The sequence below is a fragment of the Streptomyces spongiae genome, from assembly GCF_009377185.1.
GTDB lineage: Bacteria > Actinomycetota > Actinomycetes > Streptomycetales > Streptomycetaceae > Streptomyces > Streptomyces spongiae.
Genome location: NZ_VJZC01001034.1, coordinates 1 through 1,590, shown reverse-complemented (window position 1 = coordinate 1,590; position 1,590 = coordinate 1). Strand labels below are relative to the sequence as shown.

At 75.2% G+C, this 1,590-nt stretch carries 1 protein-coding gene; it reads right to left on the bottom strand.

Features of this window, described 5'->3' with window-relative positions; translation table 11 throughout:
• Nucleotides 1-326: 326 nt before the first annotated feature.
• The gene (locus FNH08_RS49875) at nt 327-1,454 is read right to left on the bottom strand and encodes an alpha/beta hydrolase (RefSeq protein WP_322726671.1); all 1,128 of its coding nucleotides are present in this window, start codon (nt 1,452-1,454) and stop codon (nt 327-329) included.
• Between the last annotated feature and the right edge of the window lie 136 nt (nt 1,455-1,590).

Sequence of the window (1,590 nt, the reverse complement as noted above, 5' to 3'; positions counted from 1 at the left end):
GTGGAGGGGTGCCCTCCGGGGGCCGGGGGGCCGGTCGGCGGCGCTGGGTCACTGCTGCTCGGGGAGCGGCGGCCAGGTTTCGCGGGCTGACGAGTCGGAGCCTGGAGTCGCGCGGGGTACGGGACGTCACGGGGGCAGTCTTCCGGTTGACGGTCCGAAAACCCAAACGGAATGTCACGCGGGGCGACAGGGATGGCCAACGCAGGGGCTCGACAAGGGCTCGACACATGTGAGCGTCGCCTTGGTCGACCCAAAAGCGGAATGAGCGCCACCGCCGCGGGAGGGATGAGTGCCGGGGCCGTGGCCGGTCTCGTCTCTCCCGCGCTCTACATCAAGGGCGTCAGGAAGCGGCGCAGGACCTCCTCGTAGCCCGCCGGGTCGGCGTTCCACATGGCTCCATGGGGGGCGTTCGGGACCGCGTGGAGGGCGACCTGGTTCGGGTTGTGGTCGGCGAGGGCGTGGGAGAGGGTCCAGGGGGCGATCGTGTCGTCCGGGCCGTGGAAGATCAGGACCGGCACCTTGAGCTCTTCGGGCATGACGGCGGCCTGGACGCGGTCGCCGCGCAGGCCGGTGCGGCCCTGGGCGGCGCGGACGGCCAGCGGCAGCAGGGCGCCGGGGGTGCGGCGGGCCGCCGCGAGGGCCCGCAGCGTGGTCTCCCAGCTCAGGACGGGCGAGTCCAGCACGAGACCGGTGATGTGCTCGCGCAGGGAGGAGCGGGCGGCGGCGCGCAGGGCCATGGTGGCGCCGGTGGACCAGCCGTACAGGACGACCTGCTGGGCGCCGTGGCCCACGGCGTGGCGGATGGCCGCGTCCAGGTCGCGCCACTCGGTCTCGCCGAGGTGGTTCAGTCCGTCCGGGGAACGGGGCGCCCCGAGGTCGCCGCGATAGGCGGGGACGAGCACGGGGAGCCGACGGCCGTGGAGGAACTCCAGGACGTTCAGGGGCTGTTCGCGGGTGGCGCCCAGGCCGTGCACCGCGATGACCCAGGTGTCCCGGGCCGCGGGCACGAACCAGGCGGGCAGGGCGCCCAGTTCGCCGGGCACCTCGACGTCGGTGTGGTCGAGGCCGAGGGCGGCACCCGGGTCGCCGACGTGGAGGTTCGGGGTGAGCCACACCTTGTCACCGGGTTCGAGGGTGCCGCGGGTGACGCGTTCCAGGCGGCGTACGACGGTGTCGGCGGAGTGGGCGGCGGCGTCCAGGACCGGGCCGACGACCGCGTGCGAGCCGTTGCTCGCGAGGCCGTACGTGCCGGGCCGCTGGGAGGCGAGGTCCCGGGTGAGCGTGATCTGCCCGGCGGCCGTCGCGTGGACGGTCAGCCGGGGTTCCGTGGGCAGCGGTCCGCCCGCCGGCGCCTTCAGCGCGGCGTCACTGGCGAACCGGCCGACGGCGATGCTCGCCGCGCCGGCTGCGAGGGCGACCGTGGCGGCCGCGGCCGCGGCTTTGACTGTGCGCACGCCTCCAGTGTCCTGTCTGGTCCGGCCCCGGGCCAGCGGGAGGACGGTTCGGAGTGACGGGCACCCGGCGGACGGCTGGCGAGCACCCGGCGGGCGCGCTGCCGCCACCCCGACCCGCCCTCACTCCGGCTGCCCT